Origin of the sequence: Desulfofundulus australicus DSM 11792, from assembly GCF_900129285.1 — a bacterium.
In the GTDB taxonomy this organism is placed as follows: Bacteria; Bacillota; Desulfotomaculia; order Desulfotomaculales; family Desulfovirgulaceae; genus Desulfofundulus; species Desulfofundulus australicus.
This window is the reverse complement of sequence record NZ_FQUW01000030.1, coordinates 1-16,659: the sequence shown is the minus strand read 5'-3', so window position 1 is coordinate 16,659 and position 16,659 is coordinate 1. Positions and strand designations below refer to the sequence as shown.

Genomic DNA, 16,659 nt, shown 5'->3' with positions numbered 1-16,659 from the left:
AGCAAAAGAAAAAGCACCCTGCTGCAGGCGCTCTAGATGTCCACCAATCCCAGGCTGATTTCCACGGCATGATTCACTTTCTGCATGGTCTCGCGATTTAAGGAGGTAACTTTCTCCAGCAGGCGGCTCTTGTCAATGGTCCGGATTTGCTCCAGCAGGATGACGGAATCCTTCTCCAGCCCACCGGGACTTGCGGGCATCTCCACATGGGTGGGTAGCTTGGCCTTGGCAATCTGTGAAGTAATGGCCGCCACTATGGTGGTAGGACTGTATTGATTACCAATATCATTTTGCAGGATCAAAACGGGACGGGTACCGCCCTGCTCCGAACCCACCACCGGGCTGAGGTCGGCGTAGAAAATGTCGCCACGGCGGACCTGCATGGGTTTATTTTACCTCCGCCTTTCTGTAATGTTCTTGATCCTCATCCCCCAGCCACTGTTCTGCGGCTAATTCCCGGTTAATCCTGGCCATTTCCTGGTAACCCTTCTTCATCTGCTCCCGGAGCTGCTGACGCTTGCGCTCGGCGAGGTAAAAGCGCATGGCTTCCCGGATCAATTCGCTCCTGTTTGATTTTTCCGCAGCCGCTATTCCATCCATTTCGGCCAGAAGATTGTCGGGCAGGGTAATCATAATCCTTTTCACCTGAGCCACCACCAAACCCCCTTAATTCGCACTAAAAATACCAGCACTACATATTATATACATTTGGGCGGTTCTTATGTCAATACCTGGCTGAAAAAGGGTATAATTTACTGTTCCTGATAGTATTTGGTTGCCCCCGGACCCCGGCAGAGGGCAATTTTCCCCGTTCTGACCATTTCCACTATACCGTGGTCTTCCAGGACGGCGCAGAGGGCATTGATTTTTTCCTCGTCACCGGTAAGCTCCACCACCATCGTTTCCCGGTTGACGTCCACAATGTTCGCCCGGAAAATTTCCACGATGTCGACAATATCCGAACGGCGGGTCGGGTCCGCTTTGACTTTAATCAGGGCCAGCTCTCTTTCAATGGATTCACTGCTGTGCAGTTCCTGGATCTTGATCACGTCAATCAACTTGGACAGTTGCTTGACCACCTGATCCAGTTCCCGGTCGTCTCCATTTACCACGATGGTAATGCGGGTGATGTCCGGCTCCTCGGTATATCCGGCAGCAATGCTTTCTATATTGAACACCCTCCTGCTCAACAGGCCGGAAATCCGGGCCAGTACCCCGGGCTTGTTCAGCACCAGCACCGCCAGGGTATGTTTCATGTCTCTCCCCCCGTTCTTTCTGGAATACGTATATTTTAACACAAAACACAGGCACGATTGAATATCGGATTGACGCAAGATGTCAGGATCAAGATGCGGCGGGCATATCGCCGGAAAATAATAATGGCCGCTGTGTGCACGCACCTGCAAGGTCGCACGCTTGTGTTGCAAAACAGCAGCCATTTATTTGCTCGTGTTTTAATAAGCATATACCCTGCCGTAAGGTCTTTTGGATACCGGCATCAGTTTGACAAAACGGTCATCCAGGATGCTCTCCGCATTGAGGTTAAAGTGCCGGGCAAATTCACCAACGTACCGGTGTAAAAGCCGGCGGTCCTTGTCATCCAGCTCCAGCACGCCCACTTCCCTGCCCAGCTGGTAGGGGGCAACCTCTCCCCGCAGGTAAATTACCCCGCCGTGCATGCCCGTACCGATGTAGTGGGCGTGGTGGCGCTCGCCCGGCTTGAGGTTCAGGCCCAGCAGGATCACAATACCCCCGGCCATATACTCGCCAAAGAAGTCCTGGGCCGTCCCGCCGATTACCAGTACCGGCACCTTGCCGGTATACTCCTTCATATGAATGGCCGCCCGGTAACCGACGCTGTCCCGGATAAAAATCCTGCCGCCGCGCATGGCCATGGCAACGATATCCCCTGCCCGCCCGTGAACCACGATCTCGCCGTCATCCATGGTATTGCCCACCCCGTCCTGGGCATTGCCGTGCACCACAATGCGGTGCCCGGCCAGGAAAGCTCCCAGGTCGTTGCCCGGAGTGGAATAAACATGAATTTCTATTTTGCCGTCCTGCTGTGGGAGGAAGAGCCGCGTCCCGATGTAACGCTGGCCGCAAACGTTCAGCAGGGTGATCCTGCGGGCGCCGGAAAGGGCCGCTTCCCGGATCAGATCATTTATTTCCTTGTGCACAAGATCCCGGGCGTCTATTTCCGCCTCCTGTCCCTCTATTGAAAGGCGGCTTCTCAGTTCCTCAAGGGATCTAACACCACCCAAAAACATTTCCCGCAGCCCATATCGGGCACAGCTTACCGCCATGTTCTCACTCCCCCGCTCCTTTTACTCCCAGCACGTCCAGTTCCCAGCCCTCCAGGCCCACCCCGCGCAGGTGTTCCCGGTTGCCCCGCAGGCTTTCAATGGCGTTAATGCCCATGCCGCCCAGCATTTCCTTGATCTCATGGCTCCAGCCCCGCAGCAGGTTGACCAGCCGCTGGCTGGCGATTTCCGGGTTCAGGCGGCGGGAAAGGTAGGGATCCTGGGTACAGATACCCCAGGCACATTTGCCGGTATAGCATTTCTGGCACAGGGTACAGCCCATGGCCACCAGTGCCGCCGAGCCGATGTACACCGCGTCCGCTCCCAGGGCAATAGCTTTGACCACGTCAGCACTGCAGCGGATACCGCTGGCCGCAATGATGGAGCACTTGTGCCTGATGCCCTCTTCCCGCAGCCGCCGGTCCACTGCCGCTAAGGCCAGCTCGATGGGAATACCCACGTTATCCCGGATGGCTTTGGGCGCGGCACCGGTACCGCCCCGCAGGCCGTCAATGGCCACGATATCTGCTCCGGCCCTGACTATGCCGGAGGCAATGGCCGCCACGTTGTGCACCGCCGCAATCTTGACGGAAACCGGCTTTTCGTAGTTGGTGGCCTCCTTCAGGGCATAGATGAGCATGGACAGGTCTTCAATGGAATAAATGTCATGCTGCGGCGCCGGGGAGAGGGCATCGGTACCTTCAGGGATCATCCGGGTCAGGGCAATGTTGGCCGCCACCTTTTCTCCCGGCAGGTGACCGCCAATACCCGGCTTGGCCCCCTGGCCGATCTTGATTTCCACCACGGCTGCCGAGTTTAAATACTCCGGGTCCACCCCAAAGCGCCCGCTGGCACACTGCACGACGGCATTTTGGCCGAACTTTTCCCGCATTTCCCGGGGCAGACCGCCTTCACCGGTATTGAAGAGGGTACCGAACTCTTTAGCGGCCATGGCCAGGGACACAAAAGCCTGGTAGCTGATGGCACCGTAAGACATGGCCGAGAAAAGAATGGGCGTTTCCACGGGCACATTGGGTGAAAGCCGGGAGGTAATGGATACTCTGTCCCCACATACTTCCACTTCCAGGGTATCCGGCTTGCGCCCCAGGTAAGTACGCAGTTCCATGGGCTCCCGCAACGGGTCAATGGAAGGGTTGGTTACCTGGGAGGCATTCAGGACCAGGTGGTCCCAGTAAATCCGGTAGGGCTTGTCATTGCCGCTGCCGGTCAGAATAACCCCTCCGGTCTCGGCCTGTTTCTTTAAATCCTGCAGCTTCTCCCTGGTCCAGCTGGCATTGGGACGATAGGTCGTCGGGTGCGGGTATACAGAAAGGGCGTTGGTGGGGCAGAACACCACACAACGCTGGCACCCCACACACGGGCTTTCATCGCTGAACATGAGGTCCAGTTCTGTATCGTAATGGTGAACCCCGTTGGGGCATTGCCGCTCACAGACCCGGCATTTTATACACCGGTCACTGCGGCGTTCAACCAGAAACTCGGGTAACAGATGGGAAAACATGCTATCTCACCCTCATTATGTGTGATCTTGTTGGGTATTTGTTCAGTGACCCTATGGTGCCGCGTTGTCCACGCTCACTCCAGTGCTCCGCACTGACTGCACTCCGCAAGTCGTTCGCTTTGGACAACGCGGCACCGTGCCAATGGTAGCAGCTTTACTGAACAATTACCTTGCTGGTTACACCCGGGGTAAATGCTACACGGCACGGGTCAGGCTGGCCAGATAGTCCTTAGTGTGCAGCCGGGCCACTACCGGCTCGCCCCCCGGCGGCGTCCAGGCCAGGTCAAGCCGGGGAGCCACGGCCCGGATGGATGCCTCTTCAGAAGAAAGAAAGACAAAATCCCCCGCCGCAGCAGCCGTAATTGGCCGCAGCCTGATGCGGTCGGTCAGGCCGAACATTTCATTATGATGGGCGACGATAACCGTAAAGGGGCCGTTCATCAACAGAGGGGCGTAGGACATACGTAGGGTCTTGTAAAGCTCTCGTCTTTCCGGTTCCATATGCTCAATGATGTCCCACATGGGGGCGGCGAAGATCCCGGATACCACTTCTATGGGCAGGCCCTGCCGGCGCATGAGCAGGTCCACGGCATAGGCCATCACTTCCGTATCCGTATAAAGGGTACAGTAGTAGCCAAACATCTCCAGATACCGGCGGTTGGTGCCGTAGGAAGAGAGCTCACCGTTATGCACCACCGTCCAGTCCAGGATGGAAAAAGGGTGTGCCCCGCCCCACCATCCGGGCGTATTGGTGGGAAAACGGCTGTGGGCGGTCCAGATGTATCCCTTGTACAACCGGTCAAGCATGAAGTAATCGGCAATCTCCTCGGGGAAACCCACCCCTTTAAAAACGCCCATGTCCTTCCCGGAAGAAAATACGTAAGCACCATCGATCCGGGTGTTGATGTGCATAACTTTTTCCACCACGAACTCATCATCTGACAGGTTATTTCCTTCTTCCGGGTGCCGTCGGGGAGATACGAAATATCGCCACACCACCGGCGGGTTCAGAACCGTGGCCTTTTTATTGGTGGGGATTACTTCATCATAGACCACGTGGAAATGGTCAGCCAGAAATTCATCTACCATTTCTTTGGCCCCAGGTTGGTGACGTTCAAACATGATGTGCAGGGCGTAGTAATCCCTGAACTCCGGGTAAAGCCCGTAAATGGCAAAACCGCCGCCCAGGCCGTTACCCCGCACCTTCATGTTCGCCATGGCGTTTATGGCCATTTCCCCACCAAACCTTTCCCCGGCCGTATTCATTACCCCAAACAAACCGCAGGCCTGGGAATCTTTTTCAGGCAGGTACCGTTCACTGATTTGTGGCCGCATATTCGCTCATCACTCCTTCATCCTTCAATAACTCCCGTCTCAGGCCTTCCGGAATGGCCAGGTAACCGAACTCCCCCTCCAGGAGCTTCTCTTTAAAGGAAGTAACAGGGCAACCCCGGCGCATCAGGTGCAGGAAGATACCCGCCCGGGCAATCCCGGTCACCAGGGTAAACCCGTGAATGCGGTCGTCCTTTAACACAAATCTCCGGTAGCTGCGGGAGCCGGCATCAAAACGGCTGATAACCTCAAAGCCATCCTTTTCCCCTGCCGTATTGAGACCGGCCGTGATAATGTTCAGGTCGAAAAAGTGCATGGCATTCATGGAGGTGGCCCGATCGTATTCCCGCTTCATACCCAGCATGTTGTACGCGGCCACCCGGCCGCCGGCGTAGGCATTGGGCCACAGGGGGAGCACGCGCCGGTTACCCGTCAGGAAGTCGTAAACTTCGGCACAGTCTCCACAGGCATAAACACCGGCAGCGGATGTTTCCATCTGTCGATTCACCAGAATACCCCGGTTCACGGCCAGTCCCGCTTCCCTGGCCAGGTCCACCCGGGGGGCCACACCCACGGCCACCACCAGCAGGTCGCAGGGGAGGGAAGTACCGTCGGTGAGCACCACTCCGGTGGCCCGCTCCCCGCCCTGGACTTCTTTAAAGGTGGTTCCGGTGTATATGACCACGCCGGACCGGCGGAAGGCCTCCTCAATCAGCCGGGAGGTAAATTCATCCACCACCGGCGCCAGCACCCGGGGAGCCAGTTCCACCACACCGACCTCCAGACCCTTTTTATGCAGCGCCTCGGCTGCCATAAGGCCGATGATCCCCCCGCCGAGCACCACCGCCCGCCCCGCCGACGGGAGCAACCGGCTGATGCGCTGCAGGTCCTGCAACGCCACAAAGTTGCAGATGTTCTCCTTTTCCGTATCCAGTCCCGGTATGGGGGGGACAATGGGCCGCCCGCCGGTGGCCAGCAGCAGTTTTCCATAGGAGATGATCAGGCCGTCATCCAGTTTTACCACGTGTCCGGCCGTATCCAGGCCCACCGCCCGCCGGCCGAGCACAGGGGTCACCCCCAGACGCTCATAGAAATCCACCGGGCGGTAGAGCATTTTTTCCACGGGCACTTCATTATCCAGGTAATAGGGCAGCAGGGCCCGGGAATAGACATGGTGTGGTTCTTCCCCGATAACAGCTATGGAACTGCTTTTATCGAATGAACGCAGGGTTTCAATGCAACCCACCGCACCCACCGAGTTACCAATGATCAGATAATCAAACCTCTCCATAAGCTTCCCCCTTGCCTAACTGGTAAACGAATCCTGATAAACCAGTGCCCGGTTGGGACACTGCTTCACGCAGGCCGGTTCTCCCATTTCCTTACACAGATCGCACCTGGCTACTTTGCGGTTGACTTCATCGATGACCACTGCCCCGTAGGGACAGGCCATAACGCAGCTGTAGCAGCCCACACAGCGGCCGGCATCGTGTTCCACCCGGCCTGTGAGGGGGTCCCTGTACAGTGCCCCGCTGATGCATGCCTCCACGCAGGACGGTTCGGTACAGTGCCGGCAATGCACGGGGAGGGTAAAGGGCAGGTTTTCTTCCACCACCACCCGGGGTACCGGCCGTGGTGTTTCATGGAGAAATGCTTTGAGAATGTTTTTACTGCGTGAATGGGCCACCACGCACCAGACCTCACACAGGTGGCAACCAATACAGACTTCCGGCTTGACCACAACTCGAGGCATTTCCGTCACTCCTTCCTCGATAGACTATAGACTAAAGTTGTAAAAAAGACTAAAAAAGCCCACGGCAGGCCTGTGGGATGGAAAGGGACATTTTCCTCCTTGAAAGGTGACCTGCACGTGGGCCTCGTTGCCCTCGTTACCCCGGCACACCGTTGTACCGGTTCAATTTATTTTCGCATATTTTGGAGGCAGTCGTTCCCCGGCGCTCAAGTTCGGCCGGCTTCCTGGCCCGTCCGGCCCTTCCGCAAGGTACTGCGCTGTCCTCCAGCGAGCACGCCTAGTACTTGGTCAGATACTCCTCAATCTCCCAGGGATGCACCTGCACGCGATAACGGTCCCATTCGATGCGCTTGGCCTCCATGAAGCGGCTGTATACGTGGGGGCCGAGAGCTTCCTTGATCACCTCGTCCCGCTCCAGCTCATCCAGGGCTTCCTTCAAACTCTCGGGCAGGCAGCCGATGCCCCGCTCCTCCCGTTCCCTGGCACTCATTTCATAAATGTTGCAGTCGCAGGGCGGCGGAGGTGAGATGCGATTCTTTATCCCGTCCAGCCCCGCCGCCAGGCACACGGCCAGGGCCAGGTAGGGGTTGCAGGACGGATCCGGGCTGCGCAGCTCAATGCGGGTGGACTGGCCCCGCTTGGCCGGGATGCGGATCAGGGGACTGCGGTTACGGGAGGACCAGGCGATATACACCGGTGCCTCGTAACCGGAAACCAGGCGCTTGTACGAGTTTACCGTCGGGTTGGTTATGGCGGCAATGGCCCGGGCGTGCTTGATCAGGCCGCCGATGTAATACAGGGCTGTATCGCTCAACTGCAGGGGTGCCCGGGGATCGTAAAAGGCATTCTCCCCGTTTTTCATAAGGGACTGATTCAAGTGCATGCCCGAACCGGCAATGCCGAATATGGGCTTGGGCATGAAGGAGGCATGAAGCCCGTGCCTCTGGGCGATAGTGCGCACCACAAACTTAAAGGTGACCACCTTGTCGGCGGTATCCAGGGCATCGGCATATTTAAAATCAATTTCGTGCTGCCCGGGAGCCACCTCATGGTGGGAAGCTTCGATTTCAAAACCCATCTGCTCCAGGGTGAGGACCATGTCCCGCCGGGCATCTTCACCCAGATCCACAGGCGTCAGGTCAAAGTAGCCCGCCCGGTCGTGGGTGATGGTGGTGGGGCGGCCGTCACTGTCCACGTGGAAGAGGAAAAACTCCGCCTCCGGGCCCACGTTCATGGTAAAGCCCATTTCCCTGGCTTCGGCTATAACACGCTTGAGCACGTAACGGGGGTCGCCGATAAAGGGGGTGCCGTCGGCATTATAAATGTCACATATCAACCGGGCCACCGCCCCGTCCCGGGGGCGCCAGGGAAAGACCACGAAGGTGGCCGGATCGGGACGCAGGTACATGTCCGATTCCTCGATACGAACAAAACCTTCAATGGAAGAGCCGTCAAACATCATTTCCCCATCCAGGGCCTTATCCAGCTGTTCCACGGTAATGGAAACATTTTTTAACACGCCAAAAATATCGGTAAACTGCAGGCGGATGAACTTTACTCCCAGTTCTTTGGCCAGGTGTCTTACATCATCGTTAGTCAACTGAGCCACGGGCCTTCAACCTCTCCCTTCTAAAAAACCGGGGCTATTTACGAAAAAAAGGCCACACCTGCAGGATAGAGGTTTCACCTGCTGCATGTGGGCCCCATTGCCCCTTCCGGATACAACATCGTACCCGAATTATGTTGTTGCACCGTTATTTTAAAGCTAGTTTATAGTATATACCATAAATACCTCAAAAGAAAAGGGCTTTTTGACAAATTTTTTACCCTGGAAAAAATACCCTACCGGGTATCCCCGGCAGGGCTATTAGGAGGATGGTAACAAAACTTTTTAAAACCTGGTTAGGTACTCTTCAATTTCCCAGGGGTGAACCTGGACGCGGTAGTTTTCCCATTCCTTTTGTTTGGCCGCGACAAATTTGTTGTATATATCTTCGCCCAGAGCCCCCCTGATTACCTCATCCCCGGCCAGTTCCTGCAGGGCTTCCTCCAGGCTGGCGGGCAGGCTCTCGATGCCCAGTTCCCGCCGCTCGGCAGCGGTCATCTCGTAAATGTTACGGTCACAGGGAGGCGGCGGCTCAATGCGGTTTTTAATCCCATCCAGACCGGCCGCCAGGCAGGCCGCCAGGGCCAGGTAGGGGTTGCAGGACGGGTCGGGGTTGCGCAGCTCAATGCGGGTGGACATGCCCCGCTTGGCCGGTATGCGGATGAGCGGGCTGCGGTTGCGCCCCGACCAGGCAATATAAACCGGGGCCTCATAACCGGGCACCAGGCGTTTATAGGAGTTTACCGTGGGGTTGGTTATCGCGGCCAGGGCCCGGGCGTGCTTCATTAGACCGCCGATGTAATAGCGGGCGATATCGCTCAACCCGTCGGGGGCGGAAGGGTCATAGAAAGCATTTTCGTTCCCCCGGAAGAGGGACTGGTTGGTGTGCATGCCGCTGCCGTTAATACCATAGACGGGCTTGGGCATGAACGTGGCATGCAAACCGTGCCGCTGGGCAATGGTCCGCACCACAAATTTGAAGGTCACAATTTTATCGGCACAATCCAGGGCATCAGAATATTTAAAATCAATTTCATGCTGGCCGGGAGCCACCTCGTGGTGGGAGGCCTCAATTTCAAAACCCATTTCTTCCAGGGTAAGCACCATAGCCCGGCGGGCGTTTTCCCCCAGATCCACGGGGCTGAGGTCGAAGTAACCGGCCTTATCGTGGGTGCGCAGGGTGGGACGTCCCTCGGAATCCACCTGGAAAAGGAAAAATTCCAGCTCCGGTCCCACATTCATGGTAAAGCCCATTTCCGCTGCCTGGGCCAGCACCCGCTTGAGGGTGTTGCGGGGGCAGCCGGCATAAGGAGTACCGTCGGGATTATAGACATCGCACATGAGGCGGGCCACGGCACCGTCCCGGGGACGCCAGGGGAATACGGCAAAGGTTCTGGGATCGGGACGAAGGTACATATCGGACTCTTCAATACGGGTGAACCCGTGAATGGAAGAGCCGTCAAACATCAGCTCCCCGTCCAGGGCCTTTTCCAGCTGTTCCACGGTGATGGCCATGTTCTTGAGCACACCGAGAATGTCGGTGAACTGCAGGCGGATGAACTTTACACCCATTTCCCTCGCTTTGGCCAGTACTTCTTTTTTAATTGCTTCGTCCATAAAACAACCACCTTCTTGAAATTTTTCAAAATGGAAAGGCGCCCCAAGGGAATAGTTCATACTGACTTAATTCCCCACAGGGCGCCTTTGCCCATTTTTCGGTACGTCATTATACCTTAACTTTTCAAGTTGTGGGCCAGGATGATGGCTTCGGCAACCTGACGCATGGAAATGCGTTTGTCCATGCTGCTTTTTTGCATGCGCCGGAATGCCTCGGCTTCCGTGAGTCCCAGTGTCTCCATCAGGATTCCCTTGGCTTTTTCTACCAATTTACGGGTTTCCAGGGCTTCCTTCAACTCCTGGACCTGGCTTTCCAGCTTGATAATTTCCTGGTAGTTGGCCAGGGCCAGTTCCACGGCGGACAACAGGGTACTTTCATCCACCGGCTTGGTCAGGAGGGCCGATACCCGCGCCTCTTTGGCTTTCTCTAAAAGGCCGGGACTCATGGAGCTAACCAGCACGACCACTGGGGCCAACTTATCCTCATGGAGAATGCGTGCCACTTCCAGCCCGTCCATGCCCGGCACCCCGGCCTCGATGATCAGCAGATCCGGCTGCCGGCTGCGCACCAGCTTGAGGCCCGAAAGGCCATCCGCTGCCTCACCCACGACCCAGTATCCCAGCTTGGTGAGCACGGCTTTAATGGACTTTCTCCAGGTGGCATCGCTATCTACCAGCACTATTCTCTGTTCCGCCATGGAGATTTTCCTCCCAAATTGTTCCTGGTAACCAATCCGCCGGGCGTTGCCGGACTACTGGAAAAAATACCACCTTCCCGGGAAGAAAAATGCCCTCTTCAAGGCCGTATGGCCTGTCGAGGGCGTCATTGCCTGTTCATAGCCGGGCACATCATTGTACCCTACAAATAAACCTTTGGCATGTTTTTATTATAATCCGTACCCCGGCCCTTGGCAACAGTTTTTTTGTGTTAACCTAAAATTTCTTCCACCTCTTCGGCATCCACATCCATGACGTACCTGATGCCGGTAATTTCAGCTGCTTCCCTGGTCAGGGCGGTCACATCGTCCCGGGTGATGTAGGACAGGGCAAACTTGCGGGCGCCGCACATGAACTGCCGCAGGCCCTGGGCCAGCCGCTCAAAGTAGGTGTAGACACCGATGGCTCCCACGGGCAGTCTTTCAAAGGCTTCGGCGCCCAGTTTTTCCTTCAGCTCGCTGGCGGCAATGAAAACCTGCTCAAGGGACTCACCGTATTTCTTGTACTCATTGGGCACCTTGCCGGATTTTACGGCTTCGCCCACGGTCTTGCCCACCATGGCCGCTGTCAGGGCCGAGCGGGCCATGCCGATGGCCTTCACGTAGGGAGCACCAATGGCCAGTCCCTTGAATATGTGATCCTCCAGGGTAAAACCGCCGGCAATGGCCACCGGCGGGACATAGGCGCCCCTGGCCGCCAGTTTATCCAGGTACTTGACCAGCAGTGCCTGCAGATAGAGGGTGGGTACACCCCACTCATTCATCATCCGCCACGGGCTCATACCGGTACCGCCGCCGGCACCGTCAACGGTAAGCAGGTCGAGCCTGGCGTCCGAAGCGTATTTGACTGCCCGGGCCAGGTCGGCCGGACGGTAGGCGCCGGTTTTCAAGAAGACGTACTTTGCTCCTGCCCTGCGCAGTTCTTCCACCCGCGCCATAAAGGACTCATAATCCACCATCCCGATGCGGGAGTGGCGCTCGAACTCACTGAAAGCCCCGGCCCGGTAGGCCGCCTGGACTTTGGGATCCGTGGGATCGGGCAGCACAATGTAGCCGCGGCCCTTCAGCTGCAGGGCCCGCTCCAGGCTGTCCAGCTTGACTTCACCGCCGATGTCCTTGGCCCCCTGGCCCCACTTGATCTCCACGGCTTCCACGCCCAGCTTTTCTATGGCGTATTCCTGAACACCCAGCTTGGTGTCTTCCACATTGGCCTGCACGGCAATAAATCCCCTGCCGCTGTACCATTCCTGGAAGTCCTTCACCCGCCGGGCCAGGTTGGGTGAATGAACCACGCGCCCGTCCTTAATCTCGGCATTGGGGTCCATGGCGCACACGTTTTCCCCGATTACAATACCTACCCCGGAGATGGCTGCCCCGGCAGCCAGGTGGTCCCAGTTATTGGCCGCCACGTTGGTGGAACCCATGGCAGCAATTACAATGGGCAGGTTTAGCTTCAGGTCGGCCCTGGCTCCCACGGCGGTCTCCAGGCTTACCGCCGGGAAAATGGCCTTATCGGGATCGGCCTCAATGCCCTGTGCGCCCACAGCGGTACCCAGGATATTGAAGTGGGAATAGTCCACCGGGTAATCCTTCTGGGAAGCAGAGGTGGTTTTCCCAAAAGGCTGGGGATAAAGCACTTCCTTGCCCCGTACGGAAGATTTACCAATTTCACAAAGGCCGGGACAACCGTCCAGGCAGGTTACACACATTCCGCTGAAAGGGCAGTAACTTTCCCCTGTGCGCAGCCTGGTCATGGTGGCTGCAGTGGCGTTAACACCTTTACTAAAACTCATTGTTCCATCCTCCTGAAAAACACGGTAAAATTAAATTAACGGTTATCTTTAAAAAATTCTCCTGGCAAGTTCTTTTTGTGTCTCCGGCTCAAACTTTGTTTTGGGCCGTTTTTTTCTTAACAAACATCTTTTTAATCTTTTAATAAGTTAACCTGTTACCCCAAAAACCACCCCCTTCCCTTCGTTGCGAAAGCGCCCCGGCGGCCGGGAAAAGCCCCTAGAAGTTGGTCAAATACTCATCCAGCTCCCACTGGTGCACCTGGGCGTGATAGCGCTCCCACTCGTCCTCCTTGGCCTCCAGGAAGCGGGCAGTTATTTCTTTTCCCAGGGCCTCCTGGATCACCGCATCGCCCGCCAGGGCCTGCAGGGCCTCCGCCAGGTGACGGGGCAGACCGATGCGGCGGACCAGTTCTTTAACCGGCAGGTTATTTTCCGACAGGGGCGCCCCGGGTGTTAGCCCCTTTTCAATGCCATCCAGCCCGGCAGCCAGGGAAGCGGCCAGAGCCAGGTAAGGATTGGCGGTGGGATCGGGGCTGCGCAAAACCACCTGGGTGCCTTCCCCGCGCTGGGCGGGTACCCGGATCATAGTACTGCGGTTTTCTTCAGACCAGGCAGCCAGCACGGGAGCCAGATCGGTGGGTACAAGACGCTTGTAACTGTTAACCAGGGGATTGGTAATGGCCGTCAGCGCTCCCGCGTGGGCAATCAACCCGGCTATATACCGGCAGGCCAGCTCGCTGAGCCGGTACTGCCCCGCAGGGTCATAGAAGGCATTCTCGCCATCCCGCCAGAGGGACTGGTGTAAATGCATCCCCGAGCCGTTACAGGAGGCCAGGGGCCGGGGCATGAAAGATGCATGCAGGCCGTGGCGCTGGGCAATGGTACGCACCACAAACTTGAAGGTGGCAATGCTGTCGGCCACGGTTAAAGCGTCACTTTCTTTCAGAAAAATTTCATGCTGCCCCGGGGCAAATTCATGATGGGAGGAAGAAACATCCAGGCCCATCTCCTGAAGGGTAAGCACCATATCCCGGCGGGCATTCTCGCCCAGGTCCACCGGTGTGAGATCACAGAACCCGGCCTGGTCATGGGTGATAACGGTGGGCTTGCCCTGGGCGTCAGTATGGAAAAGGAAAAACTCAATCTGCGCACCCACCCTGAGCTCCAGGTTCATTTTCCTCGCCCTGGCCAGCACCCGCTTCAAAGCTGCCCGGGAACAGGCGCAGTATGGCTCTCCCCGGGGTGTAAGCACATCACAGATCAACCGGGCCACCGCCCCTTCCCGGGGCCGCCAGGGGAAGATCACAAAGGTCCGGGGGTCGGGGAGCAGGTAAATGTCCGACTCGCGGTTCCGGACAAAGCCCTCGATCACCGAGCTGTCAAACATTACCCGTCCTTCCAGCGCCCGGGGTAACTCTTCCACGGTAATGGCTATATTTTTCAGGACACCGAAAATATCGGTGAACTGCAGCCGGATAAACTTGACATTGTATTCCCGGGCTTTTTGGAGCACATCTTCTGGAGTGGTGGTGGGCATGGCGTTTCCTCCTTCCCCGGTTTTCGACTAAATAAAAAAACGCCCTGCATTCAGGCCCGCCCGATTTCACAGGCCTGAACCAGGACGCCGTTGCCCTGAAAACACCCTATACAAGTGTTATTATAACAGGATGCCGCAGGAGATCAATAGTTGACTTAATTAAAATACTGTATACAATTAGCTGGCTTCAAAAGGCATCTTAATCTATTTCTCCAGGGTCCTGATAATCTCCCGGGCCAGGCGGGAGATGGGAATGCAGCGGTCCATACTCAATTTCTGCAGGTATTTATAGGCCTGCCGTTCCGTCATTCCTTTTCTTTCCATGAGCAGGCCCTTGGCCCTTTCCGTCAGCTTGCGCTCTTCCAGGGTTTTACGCAGGCTGGTCACCTCTTTTTCCAGCCTTATAATTCTTTCAAAGGAAGCCAGGGCCGTTTCAACGGCCGGAACCACCATTTCTTCCTGCAGCGGCCTGGAGAGCACGCCGTAAATACCGGGCAAGCGAACCAGCTCGGCCACATTATACTGGTGCAGGTCGGCCGTCAGCAGCACCGGTGCCACGTGATGCTCCTCGATAATGCCGGCCACATCCATGCCCTCACTGCCGGGGAGGCGATATTCCAGGATTACCAGTTCCGGGGTGGTTTGAAATACCAGCTGCAGCAATGACCGGCTGTCCTGCGTTTCCCCGATCACCATGTATCCCGCATGGCGCAGGGTTTCCTTAAGCCGGGCACGAAAATCCCTGTCGCTTTCGCCAACAACAACCCGGATCCTGTACAAACGGACCACACCCCAGTTTTTCGTCACTGAATAAGATTATAACACGGCTAAAAAGCAGGAAACCAGCGACTCGTAAATGGCCACGGACTCCTGCTCAAATTTATACGGCCCGGAACAGCCTGCGGCACGGGGAGCAGAACATTGTCATTTTTGGTCGCCGGCGAGCATATATTTCCCCAAAAGCACTGTAGGGGGGTAGTCATATTGAGTAAAGGCAGGCTGAAAAAAGTCTTCCCCGGGGGAAACACCTGGAGGGGATTTCACTCCTTTTACGATTATATCATCGAGCCCGACGCCACCCGCATCTTTGTTATCAAAGGGGGACCCGGCGTCGGCAAATCCACTTTTATGCGCAAAATCGGCGAAGAAATGCTGGAACGGGGGTACGACGTGGAATTCCACTGCTGTTCTTCGGACAACGGCTCGCTGGACGGGGTGGTTATCCCGGCCATCAGGGTGGCCCTGCTGGACGGCACCGCCCCCCACGTGGTTGACCCCAAAAACCCGGGAGCGGTGGATGAAATTGTGCACCTGGGGGATCACTGGAACGAGGAAGGCCTGCGGGCACATAAAAAGGAAATCCTGGCCTTAAACCAGGAAATAGGACGGCTCTTTAAACGGGCCTACAGCTACCTGGCCGCCGCCCACCTCTTCCTGGAAGAGGTGCGCAGCTATTACCGGGAAACGGGCGCCTTCAATGTGGGGGCCTTTGATAAGCTGTCCCTCGATCTGACCCATGAAATTTTTGCCGGGCGGGAGCGCCAGACAGATAACCCCAGAGCCCGCCACCTTTTTGCCACAGCCATTACCCCCGACGGAACGGTGAGCTACCTGGACACTATCGTTGGTCACTTAAAGAAACGTTATATTATCAATGGTGATGATGGTACGGGCAAGACCACCCTGGTCCGGCGGATCATGGACGCTGCTCTCATGCGCGGGTTCGACGTGGAGGCTTATCACTGCGCCCTGGACCCCTCCCGGATCGAGCACCTGGTGATCCCCGGGCTGAACCTGGCGGTGGTCAACTCCGTGGAGCCCCACTATTATAAACCCCAAGACGGCGACGTGGTTGTGGACACCATGACCTGCGTCCGGCCCGTAGCCAGCGAGGCACTACAGGCTGAAAGGGATACCGCCCGGGAGCTGTACCGGCGCTGCATGGAGGAGGCGGTGGAGTTCATCTACCGGGCGAAAAAGGTACACGACGAGGTAGAAGCTTACTACATCCCGAACATGAACTTCCAGGATATTGAAGCCCGCAGGCAAAAGGTGCTGGCCAGGATCCTGGAGCTGGCTGAGGAGGTGAACGGGTAGTAGGAACAGGGTATAAAGACCTTTTCCGGGGAAAATGTAATGATTGTACTGTTGCCTCATATCAGATGGCCCTTTGCAGGCCTTTTTTTATTTTGTCCGTATTTAGTATATTTGCACCCGCCAATCGGGCGTTAAAACAGCCAGGTTATCTACTGTCCACCGGAATTGGAAGATTCTACTAATCCTTCAACTTTACCATCTGCGCGGGCGGACACATATGTGTCTGGCTGCCCTGGTATTATCAGCATGGAACGAACCGGCACGCCGACAACCTCTACCGGATATACAAAACGAATGGATCCGGGGGAAATGTTTCACGACCACGGGGAAAATGAGACGGGAATACAATGCCCCGGGCATCAGGTAGAAGGACAAGGGAGGGG

At 56.5% G+C, this 16,659-nt stretch carries 15 protein-coding genes; 1 reads left to right on the top strand and 14 read right to left on the bottom strand.

The window, feature by feature from the left end; translation table 11 throughout:
- Nucleotides 1-32 precede the first annotated feature (32 nt).
- The 14 genes from BUB44_RS11195 to BUB44_RS11130 all read right to left on the bottom strand — a co-directional run bounded on the left by BUB44_RS11195 (nt 33) and on the right by BUB44_RS11130 (nt 14,968).
- Nucleotides 33-383 carry a type II toxin-antitoxin system PemK/MazF family toxin gene (locus tag BUB44_RS11195; RefSeq protein ID WP_027357302.1) on the bottom strand — a complete coding sequence of 117 codons (351 nt, stop codon included), beginning with the start codon at nt 381-383 and terminating at the stop codon, nt 33-35.
- Between the two features lie 4 nt (nt 384-387).
- A complete protein-coding gene (locus tag BUB44_RS11190; protein WP_027357303.1) occupies nt 388-654 on the bottom strand; it encodes a CopG family ribbon-helix-helix protein in 267 nt (88 codons plus the stop codon).
- 98 nt (nt 655-752) lie between these two features.
- Complete coding sequence (ilvN, locus tag BUB44_RS11185; protein WP_027357304.1) at nt 753-1,256, bottom strand: acetolactate synthase small subunit; 504 nt, start codon at nt 1,254-1,256, stop codon at nt 753-755.
- 198 nt (nt 1,257-1,454) lie between these two features.
- Nucleotides 1,455-2,306 (bottom strand): GltB/FmdC/FwdC-like GXGXG domain-containing protein, encoded by an 852-nt coding sequence (locus BUB44_RS11180; protein ID WP_073166374.1) that lies wholly within the window; start codon nt 2,304-2,306, stop codon nt 1,455-1,457.
- A 4-nt stretch (nt 2,307-2,310) separates the two neighbouring features.
- Complete coding sequence (locus tag BUB44_RS11175; protein WP_073166372.1) at nt 2,311-3,825, bottom strand: glutamate synthase-related protein; 1,515 nt, start codon at nt 3,823-3,825, stop codon at nt 2,311-2,313.
- A 195-nt stretch (nt 3,826-4,020) separates the two neighbouring features.
- Nucleotides 4,021-5,160 (bottom strand): class II glutamine amidotransferase, encoded by a 1,140-nt coding sequence (locus BUB44_RS11170; RefSeq protein ID WP_073166369.1) that lies wholly within the window; start codon nt 5,158-5,160, stop codon nt 4,021-4,023.
- Nucleotides 5,141-6,448: an NAD(P)/FAD-dependent oxidoreductase gene (locus tag BUB44_RS11165; RefSeq protein WP_073166366.1), complete on the bottom strand. Its 1,308-nt coding sequence runs from the start codon at nt 6,446-6,448 to the stop codon at nt 5,141-5,143. The genes BUB44_RS11170 and BUB44_RS11165 overlap by 20 nt, the downstream gene beginning before the upstream one ends.
- A gap of 15 nt (nt 6,449-6,463) precedes the next feature.
- Nucleotides 6,464-6,910: a 4Fe-4S dicluster domain-containing protein gene (locus tag BUB44_RS11160; RefSeq protein ID WP_013821664.1), complete on the bottom strand. Its 447-nt coding sequence runs from the start codon at nt 6,908-6,910 to the stop codon at nt 6,464-6,466.
- Nucleotides 6,911-7,187: 277 nt separating this feature from the next.
- Complete coding sequence (gene glnA / locus BUB44_RS11155; RefSeq protein ID WP_073166363.1) at nt 7,188-8,519, bottom strand: type I glutamate--ammonia ligase; 1,332 nt, start codon at nt 8,517-8,519, stop codon at nt 7,188-7,190.
- 282 nt (nt 8,520-8,801) lie between these two features.
- The gene (gene glnA, locus BUB44_RS11150; RefSeq protein ID WP_073166419.1) at nt 8,802-10,133 is read right to left on the bottom strand and encodes a type I glutamate--ammonia ligase; all 1,332 of its coding nucleotides are present in this window, start codon (nt 10,131-10,133) and stop codon (nt 8,802-8,804) included.
- A 116-nt stretch (nt 10,134-10,249) separates the two neighbouring features.
- A complete protein-coding gene (locus BUB44_RS11145) occupies nt 10,250-10,831 on the bottom strand; it encodes an ANTAR domain-containing response regulator (protein WP_073166361.1) in 582 nt (193 codons plus the stop codon).
- Between the two features lie 230 nt (nt 10,832-11,061).
- The gene (locus BUB44_RS11140) at nt 11,062-12,642 is read right to left on the bottom strand and encodes an FMN-binding glutamate synthase family protein (RefSeq protein WP_073166358.1); all 1,581 of its coding nucleotides are present in this window, start codon (nt 12,640-12,642) and stop codon (nt 11,062-11,064) included.
- Between the two features lie 217 nt (nt 12,643-12,859).
- Nucleotides 12,860-14,179 (bottom strand): type I glutamate--ammonia ligase, encoded by a 1,320-nt coding sequence (glnA, locus tag BUB44_RS11135; protein ID WP_073166356.1) that lies wholly within the window; start codon nt 14,177-14,179, stop codon nt 12,860-12,862.
- A 204-nt stretch (nt 14,180-14,383) separates the two neighbouring features.
- A complete protein-coding gene (locus tag BUB44_RS11130; RefSeq protein ID WP_242655963.1) occupies nt 14,384-14,968 on the bottom strand; it encodes an ANTAR domain-containing response regulator in 585 nt (194 codons plus the stop codon).
- Between the two features lie 195 nt (nt 14,969-15,163).
- Between BUB44_RS11130 and BUB44_RS11125 the strand changes: the two genes are divergently transcribed.
- Nucleotides 15,164-16,276, top strand: a complete 1,113-nt coding sequence (locus BUB44_RS11125) for a PRK06851 family protein (protein ID WP_073166353.1) — start codon at nt 15,164-15,166, stop codon at nt 16,274-16,276.
- The last annotated feature ends 383 nt before the right edge of the window (nt 16,277-16,659 follow it).